This is a genomic window from Kitasatospora sp. NPDC088351 (genome assembly GCF_040685575.1).
Lineage (GTDB): Bacteria > Actinomycetota > Actinomycetes > Streptomycetales > Streptomycetaceae > Kitasatospora.
On the sequence record NZ_JBFBIL010000011.1, the window covers coordinates 28,705 to 44,814 of the forward strand.

Here is a 16,110-nt window from a genome sequence, read left to right on the forward strand (position 1 = left end):
TGACACCTGCTCCCGAAGCCGCTCGGGCCATCTGTGCATCCACAGAGGGCCCGAGAAGCAGCTGCCGCCCCGAACGTGCGATCACCGATCGGGCGTGAACCCCGCGTAGGGCTCACGCAGATGCGCGCGGCAGGTAGTGCGGGCTCCGGTCTTGGCGACCGCGAAGTCGCGACGCTCTGCGATCACCTGGGAGACCTGAGCCTGTACTGCCGTCATGGCAGGCTGAACCACCCTGGGACCAACTCGCCGCTGTGCTGCCGGAGGGGTCGACCGGCGCGGCGGCTCGTCCGCCGGGCTGCCACCGCCCACGTGTCACCGATCTGATCGGCGGTCAGTTCGCACTGGCTTCCGCCCTCCACGCGGGGCGGAGTCGCGCGGCGACGTCGCCGGCCTGGCGAAGACCCGCCTGGTAGGCCGGTTCCCAGGCTGCCAGGTCGCCCAGGTTCGAGCCGAAAGCGCGCACCGAGGCCGGATCGGGGCCGATGGTCACCACGGTGTCCGCCTCCACGGCCGCCAGCTGCTGGTCGAGTGGCTCTCGGGGGAACAGGTGGGCCATCGGCTCGATCACGACCAGTGTGCGGGCACCGGCCGCGAGATCGGCGTTGGTGCCCGCACGCAGCGCACCGTCCATGTATCGCCGGCCGTCGATGGCGACGGGCGGCGCGGCTCCGGGGAAGGCGCTGCTCGCCGCCACCGCGTGCACCAGCGGCACTCCGCTGTCGCGGTCCCACACCACGGGCTCACCGGTGGTCGCGTCCACGGCGGTGATCAGCAGTCGCCGCTCCGGCCACGCGTCCGCACCGATCAAGGCGGCGCGCCCCGCGATCAGCGCCTCATCGGCCTGGGGGTCGGTGCTGTCGAGCGCGAGCCGGCCGACGCGACGCCTGGCCTCGCCGGGTTCCAGGCTGCGGTCGCCGAGCACGGCGAACACCGCGCCCGTCCGCTCGGGGTCCGCCTTGAGCCGGTGAGCTGCCGGGCGAGCCGAAGTCGCGAGCCGACCCGGGTTCTGCCCGGTGGCGAGCAGTGCTCCGACGATCGCGCCGCTCGACGTGCCGACGGTCAGATCGGCCTCGCCCGGATCCACGCCGTCGCGGCGCAACCCGTAGGCCAGGCCGGCCATCCAGGCCGTGCCGACGTGACTCCCTGGGCCCAGGACGAGTGCTCGGTCGAAGGTGGGCATGGTGGTCTCCCCTCGTTGTTGAAACAGTCGTACCATATATTTGCTGACGCTGTTTCAGTTCAGGTTTCCGAGAGGAGATCCACCGTGGGGCGACCCGCAGATCCCACCCGGCGTGAGCGCACACTGGCGCGGGCGACCGACTACGTGCTGGCGCACGGGTTGGCCGGGCTGAGCCTGCGACCACTGGCCGCAGCCCTCGACACCAGCCCACGGATGCTGCTCTACGACTTCGGCAGCAAACAGGAGTTGGTCGCCGCGGTCCTCGCCGAGGCCCGGCGCCGAGGTGCGGTGCGCCTGGCCGGGCACCTTCCGCCGGAGACGGGTTCCGTGCAGGAGCGGCTGCGTGGCATCTGGGCGTGGATCAGCGCGGACGAACGTGCGCCGTTCGTCCGGCTGTTCTTCGAGGTGCACGCCGACGGCCTGCTCCACCCCGAGGCCTATCCCGACCAGGGGCGGGCGATCACGGACTGGTTCGACACCCTCGGTGCCACATTCCGGGACGTCTCCACCGGCCCTGACGACACCGTCACGCCCACGTTGGTCATGGCCGTTCTCCGGGGTCTGCTGTTCGATCTCACAGCCACCGGCGACCGCCACCGTGCCGATCGTGCGCTGGATCGCTTCGCCGAACTCCTGAGGTAGTGAACGCACGCGTGGCATGGGGCCATGCGCGACCTCTGGGCCGGAAGCCGGCCCGTCGACCGTCCGACTTCCCACTCCTGAAGCTGCTCGGGCCCTCTGCGTACCCGCAGAGGGCCCGAGAAACCGAACGTCAAGGAACAGCGGGGAGATCAGTGCGCGCCGGAGGGCCGCCGAGGGACTCGACGATCAGCAGCGCCCACTTGTTCGCGACGTCCGAGAAGATCTCCCGTGCCAGCGAGTCCGCGCGCGTCAGGTCCGCATCGCCCGGGCGGCCGGGAAGCCGGGCACCGCCCCCGCACCCCCGGCCACCCTGATCGGCGTCGCGGCACTGGACCTGCCCGAGCACCTGGTCGAGGTCGAGGCCACCGCTGTCCTGGACTGCGACGGACTCGACCGGTGTGCGGTCCTTCGGCCCTGAGTAGCCTTGGGCACCTCCACGTTGGCGGGGTTGAGAAAGGCGGGCCCGTGAAAGGCCGGATCTCGGTGAGGCAGGCGCTGGGACTGCTGACGGGTGTCTGGCTGTTCCTGGGCGGGGCCTACCTGGTGGCGCTCCTGTTCGACGATCCCGGACTGACGGTCTGGGCACCGGCGACCATGTACGCCGGGGGGTGGTGGGCGCGCCACCGGCCATCGGTCCGGGCAGGGCTGGCCGGGACGATCGTCGGCTGTGCCGTGGCCTTCCTGCTCGTGGACATCCTGCGCGAGCACCTGAGCAAGGCCGCCGCGGACGGGCTGGCGGCCGGAACGGCGATGATCCCGGTCGCTGCGGTCCTGGTCGTCTGGACGCACCTGGCACCGGCGTTCGCCCGACGGAACGCGGCCGGCTGACGCGCGCCCGCCGGGCCGAACGCGGAGGCCGGGGAGGGTGTCCGGCTCGTCGTCCGGGGACGACCTCAGGCCGGACACCCTCCCTGCGCCGGGCGCGCCCGCCCGTCAGGCGGTCGGCGCGGTGCCCTGGGCGTTCCGGCGGCGCAGGTGGACGGCGCCGAGGACGCCGGCGAGCGCGACGCCCCCGGTCGCCCCGGCGACGGCCGGGTTGATCATCGGCACCGATTCGGCGGGCTGTGCCCCGCCGCACTGGGAGTGGCCGATGGTCAGGTTGGCGCCGTTCAGGACCGGCAGCAGGGCGAAGCGGGCGGCGTTGACGGTCAGCACGCCGTTGGCGTCGGTGGTCTGCTCGTTGAGGATGATCGTGCCGATGGCGGGGATGCTGACCTTGGTGTTGGCGGGGGCGTTGGCCTGGAGGGTGGTCGGGATCCCGGCGATGGTGACCGTCCCGCCCGCGATCGTGCCGCTGCCGGTGGCCCCGGCGGGGGTGGCGTTGCAGGTGGTGTTGATGCCGGTCAGGGACGCCTGGGCGAGGCCGAGGTCGAGCCCTATCCTGTCGACCGTCGCGGAGGCCGTCGAGGTGCCGTCGGCGGGGTTGCCGGCGGTGGTCGCGGTGAGCACGGAAGTGGTGCTGAACGGCCCGAGGTCGAGGCCGACGAGGGTCTGCGTGCCGCCCGCCGGGTAGGTCGAGTGCGGCGTCGGCGACACGGCGACGAGCCCGCTCAGGGCGTCCGAGGAGACGACATAGGCGTCGGCCTCGGGGGAGGGGAGGGCGGCGTACGCCGGGGCGGCGGAGGCGAGGATTCCGGCGGCGAGCGCGGTGCCGGCCAGGACGCGGACGTGGGTGCGAGTTCTCACAGGTCGGGCCTTTCGGTTGGCAGACCACTGGATCTGTCACGGGATACGGGTGAGGTGCGGGTCATCGACTCCGCCGACCGGTCGTGGCTTTGGCCACGGATCACCGGCCGGGGAGAAGCTCCGTCGGTCAGGCGGTGGCGATCTCCTGGACGGCGGGCGGCGGCTCTGCCGTGCGGGCCGTCTTGTGCCAGGAGTTCTTGCGCCGCACGATCCGCCAGAAGGCGCGGACCGCGACGAGGTAGGTGGTCGCGGCATAGACCGCGAGCGCGAGGCCGTAGCCGAGCGCGGCCCGGCGGCTGATCCCCGGTTCACTGCGACGCCGGTACACCGGCCCCCAGACGGCGAACTCGGCGACCCCCACGAGCAGGTAGAGCGCGATCAGCGGAGCGCCGCCCCGGCCGAGGAAGGAGAGGACGAACTCGGGGTAGGCGACCGAGTTGTAGGCGAAGGCGGCGATCGGCACGGTGTACACGACCAGGCCGATGACCTGGAGCCAGGGCTGGACCATGAAGTAGAGGACTTCGAGGAAGCCCGTCGTGCTGAAGCGGTGCGATCGCCAGACCTGGCGCAGATAGGGCGCGCACTGCATCGCGCCCTGTGCCCAGCGGACCCGCTGGGTGATCAACTGCCGCACGCTCCACAGGGCTTCCTGGTCCACCCAGGCGGCCGTGGTGTAGCCGTTGCGCCAGCCGCCGAGCATCATCCGCAGCCCGAGCTCGAAGTCCTCCAGCAGCGCCCTGCCCCACGGCTCGGCGCTGCCCTGGTCGATCGAGCGCAGTGCGCTGAGCCGGTTGGCCTGGCCGTTGCCGCCCACGTTGACGGTCCGGGTGTACCGGCGGGTGATCTGCATGGCGGAGATCGGCCCGCGGAACTCGATGTCCTGCAACCGGGCCAGCAGGCGGGCGAACCGGTTGGCGAGGCGCCCCCGGCCGGGCAGCGGCACGGCCACGTCGCGGTTGGACATCCGGACCTCGACCTGGACGGCGCCGATGGCCGGGTCGCCGAAGAACGCCGGTCCGGCGAAGCAGTGCAGCATCCCCGGGGAGGGCCGCCCGTCGGCGTCCAGGACGGTCACGACGACCCGGTCGGCGTCGGCGTTCCCGGGCAGCCAGGCTTCGAGCGCCTGGTAGGCGGCGTTCAGGGCGTCGCCCTTGCCCGTCCGTGCCTGTGGCAGCCGGCGGCCGACCAGTTGGACGGGCTGCCCCGCGCCTGCCCGGGCCCGCACCACCTCGGCCGTCCGGTCGTTGGAGTGGTCGTCGACGACCCAGACGCGGGCCTCGGGGAAGTGCCGGGCGAGGTAGTCCAGGGTGGTGCCGATCACGGCCTCCTCGTCCCGGCAGGGGATGAAGAAGTGCCAGCTGAACCGGGTCGGGTCACCCGGGGTGTCCGGGCGGGCCCGCAGGAAGTTGCGCACGATGACGGCGACATAGGCGAGGAAGCTCACCCCCAGGACGAAGGAGAGGGAGATGGAGATGTCGAGCAGGGTCACGGCGCGCCATCCTCGACGTCGTGGGTGGAGGTTCGGGTGATCATGTGGAGGAAGAACAGCAGGGCGACCAGGGCGGCGGCCATCATCAGCACCGAGCCGAACAGGACGTGCGTCCAGCCGAATCCCTCGTCGCCGTAGCGGTGCTGCATGGCGACGATCAACGTCAGGCGCCCCAGGTTGGTGGCGCCGATCAGGGCGGCCGCCAGGACGAAGCCCAGCAGGACCCGCGTCGGCCTGCGCGCGCTGAACAGCAGCAGGACGCCGGAGAGCAGGGCGAGCGGGGCGATCAGCAGGGCGCTGCTGCAACCGGTGGTCAGCGCGATCCCGCGCCCGAAGCCGCCGTCGTCGCCGGCGTAGAGCACCGGCGCGTCGGGGGACGTGAGCAGCATGGTCTTCAGGCCCAGCGTGTGGGAGACGAGCCACTGCGCTCCGGCGATCTCGTGGAAGCGGTAGTAGCGCTCGCCGGCGACCAGGAACCCGCACAGACCCAGCAGCAGCGGACCGAACACCCGGCCGGGCAGCGGGGTGCGGCCGGGGTGCGACACCTGCGAGCGGGCCGGCCGCGACGGCTGGGAACGTTGCGGGTACGCGTCTGCGGTCACGAGGAAAACCCCCTGGGGGAAGGGCGGGTGGCGGGAATCGGCGCCCCGGCCCGTACTGCCGGCTGATCCGGTAGGGGCTCCGGAATGGGCTCCGGGGCGGGCCGAGGGCGGTTTTCCGGCACCCGGCGGAACGACAAGGTGTGGCCGGTGTCCGGGCGTTGGTGCCGGCTATGCCCCGCCGCGGTTCCGATCGGTCGGCTCCGCCGTGTCGGCGGTGTCGGCGGCCAGCCGGCTGCGCCGGATCAGCACGACTCCCACCAGCACCAGCGCCGTGGCGGCCGCGGTCGCGATGCCGAGGCCGGGCGAGCCGGTCGAGGCCAGAATGCCGCCGCCGGCCGCAGTCGGGGGAAGGCCGCCGGTAATGGGTCCGTACATGGACAGTTCCTCTCGTTCTGACCGGATTGTTCCGATCTGGCCAGCCCGTATGTTGCTGCATCGGCCGGATGATCTGACCGGTGCCGCGCCCATCTGAGGGGAAATCACTCATTTGCCTCAATTGGCCGAGCACGAACTGCTGGTGACCAGGTATCCGGCACCGGAGCCGCCCGGCGGGTGCGCATCCGGCACCCGTCCCTGACCTCGCCCTTGACGGCCCGACGGGCCGATCGCTGTCCGCCGAACGGGTGATAGCGCCCGGGGTGAACCGGCTTTTATTGGGCCAATTGGGTGACATTAGGGGCATGTATTGATCTTTTCTTCGAATCCCCTCCCTACCGTCTGCTGTTACTGCACCGACCTCATCCCGCCTCTCGCCCCCTTCGGAGCGCCATGTCCTCGACCGATGTCGCCCTGGTCCTCGGAACCCGGCCGGAAATCGTCAAACTCGCCGGTGTGGTCCGCCTCCTGGGCCCCCAGGCCCGCGTCGTCTGGACCGGCCAGCACTGGGACCCGGCCCTCACCACCGCCTTCTTCGCGCAGTACGGCCTTCCCCGCCCGCACCACCTGCTGAAGGGCGTCGGCGGCGAGCCGCGCGGCCGGCAGATCGGCCACATGGTCAGCGCGCTGAGCGACCACCTCGCGGCACGCCCGCCGGCCGCCGTCGTCGTCCAGGGCGACACCAACACCGCCGCCGCCGGCGCGCTGGCGGCACACTGCGCCGGCATCCCCGTCGTCCATGTCGAGGCCGGCCTGCGCTCCTTCGACCCCGACATGCCCGAGGAGGCCAACCGCCGCCTCATCGCCCCGCTTGCCGACCTGCACTGCGCGCCCACCCCGACCGCGGCCGCGCACCTCCTGCGCGAGGGCATCGAACCGCACCGGGTGGTGATCACCGGGAACACCGTCGTCGAGGCGACCCTGGAGACCCTGCCCGCCGAAGCCGAGGCCCGCCGCATCGTGGCCGAGCACGCCGTCGCCCCGGGCGGCTACGTACTCGCGACCATCCACCGCCCCGAGAACACCGACGACGCCGCACGGCTCGCCCAGATCCTCGACCAACTCGCCGCCCTGGACATACCGGTGCTGCTGCCGCTGCACCCACGGACCCAGGCCGCCGTCGACGCGTTCGGCCTGCGGGCCTCGATCGCCCGGCTGCGGCAGATCGAGCCACTGGACCACGCCGCCTTCCTCGCCCTGGCCCGGCACTGCCGCCTGCTGGTGTCGGACTCCGGCGGAGTCCAGGAAGAGTGCACCGTGCTCAAGCGCCCGCTCGTGGTGGTGCGCAACTCCACCGAGCGCCCCGAAGCCGTGCAGGCCGGCTTCGCCCGCCTCGCCCGGCCCGGTCACGAACTCGCCCGGACCCTGAGGGACTTGCTCGACGACGAGGCCGCTGCCGAACGGCTGGCCAGGCTCCCTTCCCCCTACGGCACCGGACAGGCGAGCGCCGACATCGTCACCGCGGTCCGCAGCCGCTACCTCGCCCCCGGGCGGACCCCCGTACCGCAGCCCGGCCGCGAGCCGCTCGCCGCCACGGCGGCCCACCCCGGGCACTGATCAGGCCGGCAACCACCCTGCGGCGGAAGGGGCTACCGGATCAGCCGCCGCTCCTCTTCACGTCCTCGGCGGCGCGGCGGCTTCCCGGCTCCCCAGGGCGGGCGCGTCGGACAGGCCCGAGGCCCACATCCGGCCGTAGGCCGAGTAGTCGCACAGGTGCCGGGTCACCTCGGCGGCGCTGAGACCCGTGCCGCCCTCGATCCACCAGGAGAGCACCCCGACGACCTCTCCCGTCCACGCCCGGGCCACCACCTCCAGCGGGACGCGCGGCTGAACGCCGGCCTGCCGGCAGCGGCTCCGGAAGACGTCCCCGGCCAGCTCGCCGATGATCCCGGTGAACTCCCGCAGCGCCCGGCCGTCCCCCTCGCCGCGAAGGATGACCTGGCAGGCCGGCCGCTCCCGCTCGGCGTGCTGGAACAGGTGCAGCAGCGGCAGTTCGGCGATCCCCTCGGCCCCGGCGTCGGCCTGCTCGACCGCCGGCATGACGCGCACGCGGTCCAGCGCGAGGTCGCGGACCACCCAGACGAGCAGGTCCTCCTTGTCCCGGTAGTGGGCGTAGAACGTGGCGCGGCCCACGTCGGCCCGCTCCACCAGCTGATCCACCGTGACCGTGTGGAACCCCTTCTCGAGCACGAGCTCGACCAGCGCCGCACCCAGCGCACTGCGCGTACGGCGCACCCGGCGGTCTTCAATCACCTTCACAGGAGAACTAACGCTCCTGACAGCGCCTGGTCACGACCGGGCCGCGGTGGCCGGGCGAGGGAAGTGCGGCGCCTCAGGGCAGCGGGGTGCGGGACTGCGGCTCGTCGAACTCGGGGGCGTCGATCCCGAGGTCGGACGCGATCACAGCCCGGTGCGGTCCCTCCACCAGACGAACACCTCGGTGCTCGGCTGCCGTTCGGAGAACAGGCCCGACGGGGAGACCTCCCGCAGAAGCCGGAGCAGGTCCGCCTCGAAGCCGGCCCGGCGCGCGCCGAACAGGTGCGGGGCCGAGGACGACATCGAGAAGACCTGGGCGACCACCTCGTCGCGCGTACGCTCCAACGCCTGCCCACCGGGGACGACATGGCGCTGGAGGCCGGAGAACCCCGCCCGGGCGAGCACCGCGGCCTCGTCGTCGGGCGTCCCGTGCGGCAGCACCCCGCGGCCGGCCCGTCGGACCGGCCCCAGGTACCGCCCGACCAACGCGTCCACGGCCGCACCGGGCACCGCCGGGTGCGGAAGGCCCTCCACGGAACGGGTCTCCGTCTTCAGATCCGAGATGTGCACCAGTGCGCCCCCCGGTCGGAGCATGCCCCGCATGGTCGCCGCCACCGGCCCGCGGTCCATCCAGTGGAAGGACTGGCCGAAGGTCGCGACGGTGAACGTTCCGAGCCCCGCGGGCAGATCCTCCGCCCGGGCCAGCACCCACCGCGCCTTCCAGGCCACCCCGGCCTCGGCGGCCGCGCGCCCGGCTTCGGCGATCATCCCGCCGTCCGGGTCCACACCGACGATCTCGCCGAACAAGTCGGCCAGGCCCACCGCAAGGGTGCCAGGACCGCACCCCACGTCGACCAGGCGCCCCCGTCCGTCGAGCCTCAGAACCCCGGCGAGCACATCGGCCAGCCCGGGAGCGTAGGGGAGCCTTCCGCGCCGGTAGTAGGCGGCCGTGCCCCAGAACAACGAGTCGTCCCACTCCCAGTCGGCGGCCACGTCCACCCACCACCCTTCTCTCGATCCACGTCCACCCGGCGTCCGATGATTCCACGGCGGCGACCGGTACAGCCCGGCGAAACCCCGCGAGTCCTACGGGTGGTGGGGTAGTGCCCAGTTGAAGCCCGCCGTTCGTGCCCGCCTCCCCGACCGGGCCGCGCGCCGAGCGGTCCGGCCGTTCGTCCACCACGGACCCGGGCGGGCGGGAGTGGTGGGACACCGGCGACTCCGGGCCGCCCCGCATTCGGCGGCGCGTGACAGAGTGAGCGGGAAAAGGGGTAATGACTCGGTAAATCGACTGCTTGCCAAGGAGAATGACGATGACTCAGCAGAAGCTCGACGTGTGGGCGTTCGCCGCCCCGCTCGTCCTCATGGGGTTCGGCGGGCTGAGCCTCTACCTCGGCCTGCCGGACGACGGACCGGTCACGTGCGGCAGCTCGACCATGTACCCCGGCGACTACTGCGGACCGCTCGCCGGGCGGGTGATCACCGGCAGCGGCGGGCCGCCCGCGAGCAACTACGACGCCATCGCCGCCGAGCAGCACGCGTCCACCCCCTTCGCCATCATCCTGGGCGTGGTGCTCCTGGTGGCCGGCGCCGCCGTTCTGGCCCTGCTCGTCCACGCCGCCCGGCGGCGCCCCGCCCAGGGCCAGACGTTCTGACCCGTGGGGGCGGGGGCGTCGCGCCGTTCCTGTTCGGTGCGGTGAGGCCGGGCCCGTCCAGCCCCGGTGGCTCCGGGCGCGACTCGGCGGGGCGCGGCCGCTCGGGCCCGGGTCGGCTCGGGGGCGTCCGGGCCTGTGGTTGGGCCGGCTGCGAGCGGACGTCCGTGATCGAACGTCCGTGGCGGAACGGGGCCGTCGGTCCCGCACCCCCGTCCCCACCCCGGGGGGTGATCATCTCGCCGTCGCCGCCGCCGGATAGCCTCGTCCGCGCACGGCTGGAACGGATCGACGGGGGACGCGACACCATGGAGCACACCGACGGCTGCGACGAGCGACTGGCGGCCGAGGGGGAGGTGGCCGTCGCGCGGCTGGCCATGGACTCCGGGGACCTCCCGCACGCCGCCGACCACCTCGCGGACGCGATGACCACCGACCCCCAACTGCCCGAGCTGCACGAGGCGCTGGCCGAGCTGTGGGCCCGTGCGGGCGGCGCGGAGGCGGCGCGGGAGCTGTTCCCGCTCGACGGGCAGGTGTACCTGGGCACCGTGGTCTGCCGGGCGCACGTCGAGGCGGCGGCGGGGGACTGGGACGCCGCCGTCGCGCTGCTCGCCTCGGCGATCCAGTACGAGCCCGGCAAGCCCTGGGCGCACACCGCCTGGCTGGGCCGGGAGGACCTGCCGGAGCTGGTCTCCCCGGACGCCGTCGCCCAGGCGGTGATGCGGGCCGCCGGTACCCTCCCGGACCCGCTGCCGGAGGAACTGCGCCCGGCCGTCCAGCCGTTCGAGGACTTCGCCCAGGCCGTGGTGGCCCGTCACCCGGACCACCCGCTGCTGCTGGCCGTGGTCTCCGGGCTCACCCGGCGCCTCGGTGCCACCGCGCGCGCCGTGGAACTCGCCGAGCACGCCCACCGCCTCGCGCCCGAGTACCTGCCCGCCGTGATGCTCGGCAACGCCCTGCGCGCCCACGGCGAGCCGGACCGCGCGCTGGAGGTCTGGGAGGCGGAGCTGGCCCGCGACCCCTCCGACACCTACCTCGCCGTGGACATCGCCGAGCTGTACGGGGCCACCGGCCGGCCCGCCGAGGGGCTGCCCTGGCTGGACCGGGTCCTCGCCACCGAGCCGGACCACCCCAAGGCGGGCCCGGCGCTGCACGGCCTGCGGCACGCCGTCGACGGCGGCACCGCCCACCTGGTCGCGCTGGTCGACCACTACCGCGCCCACCCCGAGCACGACTACGCACCCGATCTGCTGGCCCGGCTCTGCAGGCGGCAGCCCTGGCTGGGCATGGTGCCCGGCGCGACCGAGGCCACGGTGAACGTCCTCCACCAGGTCCTGAAGTCGTCCGACACCGGCCGGGACAACGAGATCACGTGCACCGTCTCGGCGCTGGAGCCGCCCAGTTCGCTGCTGGCCCTCCACCTGGCGCTGCCCCGGGCGACCGTCGAGTACCGGGCCGTCCTCGACCCCGACCCCCGGCTGCCGCTGCGCGAGGTCGGCACCCGGGTCTGGACGTACGACGGCACCGACCCGTGCCCGGCCGTCGCGCCGCCCTCGGCGAGCGGCGCCGAACTCGTCCGGGGCACCGCCGAGATCGTCTGGCCGAGCCTGCCCGCCGCGTACGACCACGCGGTCCGGCTCGCCGCGCTGCCGCTGGACGACCTGGTCGGCGTGCTCGCCCACCCGCCCGCGCCGCGTGAGGAGGAGCTGGGGCAGGCGCTGCTGGCCCACCAGCCCGAACTCTGGGTGCGCGCCGTCCAGTCCTTCGCCTGCCTCGGCATCGCGCACCACCGCACCGACCAGCCGTGGGAGGGCTCGGACCGCCGCCGGGTACTGCTCGACCTGCTGCTCGGCTCCGAGGACTGGGTGGTCGAGGCGGCCGGTTTCGCCCTGACCGCGATCGGCTGGACGCACCCCGAGGTCCGCGCCGACATCGCCGCCCAGCTCCGGACCCGGCTGCGGTACTCGGCCGAGGCGTCCCAGCGGCGCGAGGTGACCGTGCTGCGGTCGGTCTGCACCCTCGTGCTGGCCTGCCCGTGGCTGGACGAGGCCGATCTCGACCTGGCCCGTCGCCTGATCGAGCGGGACGACCTCGCCCGTGCCGCCGAAGCCACCGAGGAGGGCGAGCACCGCGAGCGGGAGGCGATCGAGCAGGCGAAGGCGCCGGCCCGCGCCGAAGCGGAGGACCCGGAGGCCACAGGGGGCAGGGCGGCCCAGGGTGCCGAGGAGAACGAGGAAGCCCTGGAGGCCGAGAAGGCCACGGAGGCCGAGGAAGCCGCGGAGCCCAAGCCCGTGGCACCCCGCCCGGGCCTCCTCCGCCGCCTCCTCGGCCGCGGCTGAGCAGGCCCCCACCACCGCCCGCCTGAGCCCGGGGCCCCGTCCCGCCGGTACGGACCCGGGCAGGCCAGGGTGCCGCGTCCCGGCGTACGTGGCGATCCCCTTCTCCGTGTTCACCGGCTCGATCGACGGCCTCGGGCTGGAGCGCTGCCTGGCCGAGGCCGGGGACGAGGACGGCTTCGTCGCCTTCGTCCACTGCCTTCTTCCGGAGCCGGACGAGGAGTTGATCCGGCGGATCGCCGGGATCGTCGGCGAGACCTGTGAATTCGATGACGGTTTCGCAGAACTGACGGAACGTCGGAAAGCGCGTCGGTGACCGTCCGCAAGGCCGCGGGCGACAGCTGCTCGTTCACCGAAGGGCACTCCGGCTACTCCGCCGTCCCCCCGGCGGTGACCGAACCGGCCGGTGGCCACTACGGGGTGCCGAGGCATCCAGGCGTCGCCGAACTGGCCGCGGCCATCGCCAACCGAGGGTGAACACGCCTGTCACCAGCCGAGGGTGAGTGTGCATGCCACCAAGTGAGGGTGCACGTGCACGTGCACGTCACCCGCTCTCTGCCCCGGGCGCGCATTCCTGGCGAAGGCGGATAATGGAGGTATGGAAACGGGTTCGACCCGTGCGCCAAGCGTGTGGGTGGCAAGAACCCCCTTTCCAATCAATGGCATACCTATGTTGTCGGTTCAGCCGCAGCCTGCCTTACAGGGGCGACGCGGGTCCGGCAGTGTGCCATCACAGAAAGGACACCATGATGGCAATCTTCGATGGCGGGTTCGGCCGGGGTCGAGGCCGGGGTCGCGGTGACTTCGGACGTGGACGCGGCGACTTCGGACGCGGCGACTTCGGTCGCGGCGACTTCGGCCGTGGCCGCGGATACGGCCGGGGTTTCGGATACGGACGCCGTGACCGTTGGTGGTACTGATCTCCTAGGTCGAGCTGGGATTAACTCCCATGCCGGGGACCGGCGGTACGCCGCCGGTCCCTGCTTCCATGATTGGGCAGTGATTCTGTGGCCGAAGCGATGTCTTTGGAACCCCGGGCCGATCCCCTGGCGAGCGGATCGAGCGGATCGAGCGGGTCGAGCCCATCGAGCGCATCGAGCGGTTCGAGCGCGTTGAGAGCCGAGGGACCGGTGGCGGCGGCACGTACCGTCCCGCTGCGGGAGGCCTTCCGGCGCTTCTGGCCGTGGGTGCACCCCGACGCGCGGTGGCTGCCGGTCAGCGCGGGCCTGCTCCTCCTGGGCGCGTTCGGTGAGGTGGTGTCGGTCTGGCTGTTCAAGTACCTGATCGACGACGTGCTCGTGCCCAGACACTTCTCCGCCTTCTGGCCGCTCGCCGGGGCCATGGTGGCCGTGGCCGTCGTGGGGGCGCTGTTCGCCTTCGCGGGCGGCTACGCGGCCACCAGAGTGGCCGAACGGTACATCCTGCGGCTGCGGACGGCCACCGTCGCCCATCTGCACACGCTGACCCCCGACACGCTGGAGAGCCGTTGGCGCGGCGACGTGATGTCCCGCCTCACCGCGGACATCGCCGCCATCGAGCAGCTGGTCTCCTCCGGCCTGATCACCGGGGGCACGGCGCTGGTCAGTCTGGTGCTGTTCGGAGCGGCGGCGGTGTACCTGAGCTGGCCGCTGACGCTCGCCGCCCTGACCGTGGCACCCCTGTTCTGGCTCTCCACACGCTTCTTCGGGCGCCGCATCATGGCCCGGGAGCGGCAGGTCCGCCGACGGGTCGGCAGCGTCACGGCCGTGCTGGAGGAGAGCCTGCGCAACGCGGTCATCGCCCACACCCACGGCCAGGAGAAGCATGAGGTCGAGCGCGTGCACCGGGAAGGCACGGCCCTGCTGAACAGCGAACTCGGCGCCGCCCGGGTGGCCGGCCTCTACCCGCCGGTGCTCAGCGTTCTCGAAGTGATCGCCGGACTCGTCGTCGTCGGCGTCGGCGCCTACGAGCTGGACCACGGGGCGCTGACCCTGGGCGGACTGCTGGCCTTCGCCGCCTTCATGGCGCAGCTCTTCGAGCCGGCCCAGCAGCTGTCCGGGCTGGCCACCGTCATCGGCGCGGCAGGCGCCTCGGCCGAACGCGTGCTGGAACTCCTGGACATGCGCAGCCCGGTCCAGGAACGTCCCACCGCCCGCGATGTGCACGACGTCGAAGGGCGGGTGTCCTTCGAGGGCGTCGGTGTCAGCTACCCGAACACCCCCGGCCGGCCGGTGCTGACGGACCTCACCTTCGACATCGGCCCCGGCGAGGTCCTGGCGATCACGGGGCCGAGCGGCAGCGGCAAGTCGACGCTCGCGAAGCTCCTGATCCGCTTCCTGGACCCGGACGCCGGAGCCGTCCGCCTCGACGGCCACGACCTCAGGGACCTGACCCTCGCCTCACTGCGCGAGGCCATCACCCTGCTGCCCCAGCAGGCGCCGCTCTTCCACGCCACCATCCGGGACAACATCGCCTACGGCAGGCCGGAGGCGTCCCGGAGCGAGATCGAGAACGCCGCCCGCAACGCCGGTGCCCACGACTTCGTCATGGCCCTGCCGCAGGGCTACCGGACCGAGATCGGGGAGGACGGCTTCCAGCTCTCCGGCGGACAGAGCCAGCGCATCGCCATCGCCCGGGCCTTCCTGCGCAACACCCCCGTCCTGATCCTGGACGAGCCCACCGCGGGCCTGGACCAGCAGGCCGCCGCCCATGTGATCACCCCGCTGCGCCACCTCATGACAGGGCGCACCACCCTCCTGATCACCCACGACCAGGGCTTCGCCCGCACGGCCGACCGCATCCTCGCCCTGGGCCCGGTGGACAGCCCGCTGAGCCGGTCCGGATGACACGGGCCCCCTAACCGATCCCCGGCAGCGGGTCCTGCTCCACCTCGTGGCGCGGGACCCGTTCGGCCGGGTCGCGGCACTCCGGGCCGAGGCGGAGCATGCGGGACTCGGGGTCGTGCAGGGGCCGGTGGCAGCGCCGGCAGGTGACGCGGACGCGCAGCGGCTCCGGCGCGGGTGTGCCGGGCAGGGGTTCGGCTCCGGGGCTGGTCATGGGGTAGACGGTAGCGGGGCGGCGGCCGTGCAAGGATTTCCCCCATGGCCACCGACCGCAGCAGCGCAGGAGACCCGGCGCGCACCCTCGCCCTGCTCTGGGGGCCGGCGACGGAGGAGAAGCCGGGCCGGCGCGGCCCGAGGCAGGCGCGCTCGACGACGGAGATCGCCGCGGCGGCCATCGCACTCGCCGACGCCGAGGGCGTGGACGCCGTCACCATGCGCAGGGTCGCCCAGGAGCTGGGGCTCTCGCCGATGGCGCTCTACACCTACGTCCCCGGCAAGGCCGAGCTGCTCGACCTGATGCTGGACACCGTCTACGCGGCGATGCCGCGGACCGCCCCGGCCGGTGACGGCTGGCGGGCCCGGGCCGCCGCCGTCGCGGACGACAACCGCGCTCTCTACCGGGCCCACCCCTGGGCGGCGGCCGTCTCCACCAGCCGGCCGCCGCTGGGCCCGGGCCTGATGGCCAAGTACGAGTACGAGCTGCGCGCCCTGGCCGGTACCGGCCTGCCCGACGTGGAGCTGGACGCGGCCCTCACCCACCTGCTGGGCTTCGTCCAGACCTGCGCCCGGATGGCGGCCGACGAGCGGGCCGCCCGGCAGGACAGCGCGATGACCGACGGGCAGTGGTGGGCCGCCAACGCCGACCTGCTCGCCCGGGTCTTCGACGCCGAGCGCTACCCGGTCGCCGCCCGGGTCGGCGCCGCCGCCGGCGAGGCCCACGGCGGTGCGTACAGCCCGGACCACGCGTACGCCTTCGGCCTGGCCCGGGTGCTGGACGGGCTGGCGGCACTGATCGCGGAGAACGGCCGGATCGCGGAGAACGGGCCGACGGGACACTGACCGGGAGGCCG

The 16,110-nt window shown here is 73.1% G+C and carries 17 protein-coding genes and 1 pseudogene; 9 read left to right on the forward strand and 9 right to left on the reverse strand.

Features of this window, described 5'->3' with window-relative positions; all coding sequences use genetic code 11:
* Positions 1-331: 331 nt before the first annotated feature.
* Positions 332-1,120: a patatin-like phospholipase family protein gene (locus AB0P06_RS11345; RefSeq protein ID WP_363606867.1), complete on the reverse strand. Its 789-nt coding sequence runs from the start codon at positions 1,118-1,120 to the stop codon at positions 332-334.
* 144 nt (positions 1,121-1,264) lie between these two features.
* Here AB0P06_RS11345 and AB0P06_RS11350 point away from each other — a divergent pair, with 144 nt between their 5' ends.
* A complete protein-coding gene (locus AB0P06_RS11350; protein ID WP_363606868.1) occupies positions 1,265-1,822 on the forward strand; it encodes a TetR/AcrR family transcriptional regulator in 558 nt (185 codons plus the stop codon).
* 169 nt (positions 1,823-1,991) lie between these two features.
* Here the strand turns inward: AB0P06_RS11350 and AB0P06_RS11355 are convergent.
* A pseudogene (locus tag AB0P06_RS11355) lies at positions 1,992-2,075 on the reverse strand (transcriptional regulator); the annotation flags it as partial.
* A 212-nt stretch (positions 2,076-2,287) separates the two neighbouring features.
* Here AB0P06_RS11355 and AB0P06_RS11360 point away from each other — a divergent pair.
* Complete coding sequence (locus tag AB0P06_RS11360) at positions 2,288-2,650, forward strand: hypothetical protein (protein ID WP_363606870.1); 363 nt, start codon at positions 2,288-2,290, stop codon at positions 2,648-2,650.
* Positions 2,651-2,755: 105 nt separating this feature from the next.
* Here the strand turns inward: AB0P06_RS11360 and AB0P06_RS11365 are convergent, their stop codons facing one another.
* From AB0P06_RS11365 to AB0P06_RS11380, 4 genes are all read right to left on the reverse strand, one after another.
* The gene (locus AB0P06_RS11365; RefSeq protein WP_363606871.1) at positions 2,756-3,508 is read right to left on the reverse strand and encodes a choice-of-anchor P family protein; all 753 of its coding nucleotides are present in this window, start codon (positions 3,506-3,508) and stop codon (positions 2,756-2,758) included.
* Between the two features lie 127 nt (positions 3,509-3,635).
* Entirely contained in the window at positions 3,636-4,997 is a 1,362-nt protein-coding gene (locus tag AB0P06_RS11370) for a glycosyltransferase family 2 protein (RefSeq protein WP_363606873.1), read from the reverse strand.
* Positions 4,994-5,599, reverse strand: coding sequence for an archaeosortase/exosortase family protein (locus AB0P06_RS11375; protein WP_363606874.1), 606 nt, complete (start codon positions 5,597-5,599; stop codon positions 4,994-4,996). The genes AB0P06_RS11370 and AB0P06_RS11375 overlap by 4 nt, the downstream gene beginning before the upstream one ends.
* A 168-nt stretch (positions 5,600-5,767) precedes the next feature.
* Complete coding sequence (locus tag AB0P06_RS11380) at positions 5,768-5,974, reverse strand: hypothetical protein (RefSeq protein WP_363606875.1); 207 nt, start codon at positions 5,972-5,974, stop codon at positions 5,768-5,770.
* A 393-nt stretch (positions 5,975-6,367) separates the two neighbouring features.
* Here AB0P06_RS11380 and wecB point away from each other — a divergent pair, with 393 nt between their 5' ends.
* Entirely contained in the window at positions 6,368-7,531 is a 1,164-nt protein-coding gene (gene wecB / locus AB0P06_RS11385) for a UDP-N-acetylglucosamine 2-epimerase (non-hydrolyzing) (RefSeq protein WP_363606876.1), read from the forward strand.
* A gap of 57 nt (positions 7,532-7,588) precedes the next feature.
* Here the strand turns inward: wecB and AB0P06_RS11390 are convergent, their stop codons facing one another.
* Positions 7,589-8,233 carry a TetR/AcrR family transcriptional regulator gene (locus tag AB0P06_RS11390; protein ID WP_363606878.1) on the reverse strand — a complete coding sequence of 215 codons (645 nt, stop codon included), beginning with the start codon at positions 8,231-8,233 and terminating at the stop codon, positions 7,589-7,591.
* Positions 8,234-8,374: 141 nt separating this feature from the next.
* Complete coding sequence (locus AB0P06_RS11395; protein WP_363607018.1) at positions 8,375-9,223, reverse strand: class I SAM-dependent methyltransferase; 849 nt, start codon at positions 9,221-9,223, stop codon at positions 8,375-8,377.
* Positions 9,224-9,543: 320 nt separating this feature from the next.
* On the opposite strand from AB0P06_RS11395, the gene AB0P06_RS11400 reads away from it, so the two are divergent.
* The 5 genes from AB0P06_RS11400 to AB0P06_RS11420 all read left to right on the forward strand — a co-directional run bounded on the left by AB0P06_RS11400 (position 9,544) and on the right by AB0P06_RS11420 (position 15,043).
* Positions 9,544-9,885: a hypothetical protein gene (locus AB0P06_RS11400; RefSeq protein ID WP_363606879.1), complete on the forward strand. Its 342-nt coding sequence runs from the start codon at positions 9,544-9,546 to the stop codon at positions 9,883-9,885.
* A 305-nt stretch (positions 9,886-10,190) separates the two neighbouring features.
* Positions 10,191-12,221, forward strand: a complete 2,031-nt coding sequence (locus AB0P06_RS11405; protein WP_363606880.1) for a hypothetical protein — start codon at positions 10,191-10,193, stop codon at positions 12,219-12,221.
* Between the two features lie 106 nt (positions 12,222-12,327).
* Positions 12,328-12,534 (forward strand): hypothetical protein, encoded by a 207-nt coding sequence (locus AB0P06_RS11410; RefSeq protein ID WP_363606882.1) that lies wholly within the window; start codon positions 12,328-12,330, stop codon positions 12,532-12,534.
* The gene (locus AB0P06_RS11415) at positions 12,531-12,695 is read left to right on the forward strand and encodes a hypothetical protein (protein WP_363606883.1); all 165 of its coding nucleotides are present in this window, start codon (positions 12,531-12,533) and stop codon (positions 12,693-12,695) included. Before AB0P06_RS11410 ends, AB0P06_RS11415 begins: the two co-directional genes overlap by 4 nt.
* Before the next feature lie 653 nt (positions 12,696-13,348).
* Positions 13,349-15,043, forward strand: coding sequence for an ABC transporter ATP-binding protein (locus AB0P06_RS11420; RefSeq protein ID WP_363606885.1), 1,695 nt, complete (start codon positions 13,349-13,351; stop codon positions 15,041-15,043).
* 10 nt (positions 15,044-15,053) lie between these two features.
* On the opposite strand, the gene AB0P06_RS11425 is transcribed toward AB0P06_RS11420, so the two are convergent.
* Entirely contained in the window at positions 15,054-15,254 is a 201-nt protein-coding gene (locus AB0P06_RS11425) for a DUF6011 domain-containing protein (RefSeq protein ID WP_363606886.1), read from the reverse strand.
* A 44-nt stretch (positions 15,255-15,298) separates the two neighbouring features.
* On the opposite strand from AB0P06_RS11425, the gene AB0P06_RS11430 reads away from it, so the two are divergent.
* The gene (locus tag AB0P06_RS11430; protein WP_363606888.1) at positions 15,299-16,099 is read left to right on the forward strand and encodes a TetR/AcrR family transcriptional regulator; all 801 of its coding nucleotides are present in this window, start codon (positions 15,299-15,301) and stop codon (positions 16,097-16,099) included.
* Positions 16,100-16,110 lie beyond the last annotated feature (11 nt).